Raw genomic sequence first — 2,646 nt, 5'->3', positions numbered from 1 at the left:
AGCGCGGAGCTGGCGGCCGCCTTCACGGCTGCCGCCGCGGGCGACCGCATCGTGCTCGCCGACGGCGAGTACTCCATGGTGAAGCTGGCCGACAAGGCCGGCACCGAGGAGCACCCGATCGTCATCGAGGGCGCCACGCTCGGCGGCGCCGTCGTCACGGGCGGCCAGCTCGAGGTCGCACGGTCGCACCACGTCGTCGTCCGCGGTCTGGCCTGGCGCAACGCCGCGACGCTCAAGATCGAGGCGTCCACGCACGTACGGCTGACCCGGAACGACTTCCGGCTGGCGTTCGAGCCCCCGGCCGACCCGTCCTCCTCGCGGCACTGGGTGTCGGTCGCGGGCGAGGGGAGCGGGTACAACCGGGTGGACCACAACGCGTTCGCCGGCAAGACCGTGCTGGGCAACTACGTCACCGTCTACGGCGGCGCGACCCAGATCTCGCAGCACGACCGGATCGACCACAACTACTTCTCCGACAGCCCCGCCCAGCCCGTGAACGGCGGCGAGGCCATCCGTCTCGGCGTGTCCGCCCTCTCGGACTCCAGCTCGTTCGCCGTCGTGGAGCACAACCTCTTCGAGAACTGCGACTCCGACCCGGAGATCGTCTCCCTGAAGAGCGACGACAACACCGTCCGGTACAACACGTTCCGCACGTCGGCCGGCTCCGTCGTCGCAAGGCGTGGGGACCGCAACGAGATCCACGGCAACGTGTTCCTCGGCGGGGGCAAGGCAGGCACGGGCGGCGTGCGCCTGTACGGCGACGACCAGCGCGTGCACGACAACTACTTCGAGGGTCTCGCCGGGTCCGGCTACACGGCGGCCCTCCAGGTCGACGGCGGCGACGTCGACGGGACCGGCTCCACCTCCGCGCACTGGCGCGTGCACCGCGCGACGATCGTGCACAACACGTTCGTCGACAACGTGTCGAACGTCGAGCTCGGCGCCAACTACGTCTACCCGCCCGCCGACGTGACCATCGCGAACAACGTGGTGGTCGGCTCCGTCGGGCGGCTGTTCACCGAGCACAAGGAGACGGACGGCCTGACCCTCGCCGGCAACATCGCCCTCCCGCAGGGCAGCGCGACCCTCGGCATCACCGCCCAGCCGGGTCAGATCCGGGTCGTCGACCCGCAGCTCGTCCGCACGGGCGGGCTCTGGCGGCTGCGCCAGGGACCCGCCGTCGACGCCGCCGTAGGCACCTACCCGTTCGTCGTCGACGACATGGACGGGCAGCCGCGCGACCAGCACCCCGACGTCGGCGCCGACGAGGTGTCCACCGCGCCCGTGCTGCGGCACCCGCTGGACCCGGCCGACGTCGGGCCGCTGTCGGACCTCTGACCACCTGACCGCTCCACCTACCCACCCACCCGGAGGAGATCCATGGCCCTCTTCGACAAGCCGCTCGACGAGCTGCGCGCCTACCGCCCCGAGCCCGAGGAGCCGGCGGACTTCGACGCGTTCTGGAAGCAGACGCTCGACACCGCCGCGGCCGCGGCGGCCGAGCCCGTCGCCGTGCCGTACGACGCCGGGCTGGAGACCGTCGAGGTCCACGACGTGACCTTCTCGGGGTGGGCGGGCCAGCCCGTCAAGGCATGGCTGCTGCTGCCGCGCCACCGCACCGGGCCGCTGCCCGCCGTCGTGCAGTACATCGGGTACAACGGCGGGCGCGGCGTGCCCTGGGAGTGGCTCACCTGGAGCGCCGCAGGCTACGCCCACCTGGTCATGGACAACCGAGGGCAGGGCGGCGGCGGCAAGACCACGGCCGACACCCCCGACATCGCCCCCGAGGGGCACGGCTCCTCGTCGCCCGGGTTCCTCACCCGCGGCATCGAGGATCCCGCCAAGCACTTCTACCGGCGCCTGATCACCGACGCCGTCCGCGCCGTGGACGCCGTGGGGCAGCTCCCCGGCGTCGATCCCGGACGTGTCGCCGTGGTGGGCGGCAGCCAGGGCGGCGGCCTCGCCCTCGCCGTAGCCGGGCTGCGCGACGACCTCGCCGGGGTCATCGCCGACGTGCCGTTCCTCAGCCACTACCGGCGCGCCTCCCAGATCACCGACGCCGGCCCCTATTCCGAGATCGGCCGCTGGCTCAAGGGACACCGGTACGAGATCGAGACGGCCATGCACACGCTCTCCTACTTCGATGCCACCAACTTCGCGGCCCGTGCCACCTGCCCCGCCTGGTTCTCCGTGGCGCTGATGGACAAGATCTGCCCGCCGTCGACCGTCTTCGCCGCCTACCACCGGTACGGCGGGCCGGCGCAGATCGAGGTGTTCCCGTACAACGAGCACGAGGGCGGCGGCGCGTACGACACCCCCCGCAAGCTCGCGGCGCTCGCGGAGGTGCTCGGTCCCCGGTGACCTCATCGGACGGGACGCCGTCGCCCCCGCCGGGCGTGATGACCGCCCTCTACGTCAACACGTTCGTCATGGCCACGGGCTTCTACCTGCTGGTCCCGCTGCTCGCCGTGCACCTCTCGGAGCGACTCGGCTTCGGGCTGGCCCTGGTGGGCCTGCTCGCGGGCCTCCGGGCCGCCGCCCAGCAAGGGCTCCAGCTCCCCGCCGGGGTGCTCGCCGACCGGTGGGGCGTGCGCCGTACCATCGTGGCCGGGGTGCTCGTGCGGGCAGCGGGCTTCGGCGCGCTGG

At 72.4% G+C, this 2,646-nt stretch carries 3 protein-coding genes; all 3 read left to right on the top strand.

Features of this window, described 5'->3' with window-relative positions:
• Positions 1–1,338, top strand: a 1,338-nt coding sequence (locus PROKR_RS35750; RefSeq protein ID WP_036967150.1) for a polysaccharide lyase 6 family protein, incomplete at its 5' end; no start/stop codon positions are given.
• Between the two features lie 42 nt (positions 1,339–1,380).
• Entirely contained in the window at positions 1,381–2,361 is a 981-nt protein-coding gene (locus PROKR_RS21465; protein ID WP_036967148.1) for an acetylxylan esterase, read from the top strand.
• On the top strand, positions 2,358–2,646 hold a 289-nt coding region (locus PROKR_RS21460; RefSeq protein WP_169736504.1), incomplete at its 3' end, for an MFS transporter. The genes PROKR_RS21465 and PROKR_RS21460, both read left to right, overlap by 4 nt.

This window comes from Promicromonospora kroppenstedtii DSM 19349 (assembly GCF_000515355.1).
In the GTDB taxonomy this organism is placed as follows: Bacteria; Actinomycetota; Actinomycetes; order Actinomycetales; family Cellulomonadaceae; genus Promicromonospora; species Promicromonospora kroppenstedtii.
This window is presented reverse-complemented; position numbering and strand designations above follow the sequence as displayed.

Coding starts and splice junctions, on each gene's coding strand:
- PROKR_RS21465 (WP_036967148.1), top strand. CDS start 1,381: ATGGCCCTCTTCGACAAGCCGCTCGACGAGCTGCGCGCCTACCGCCCC.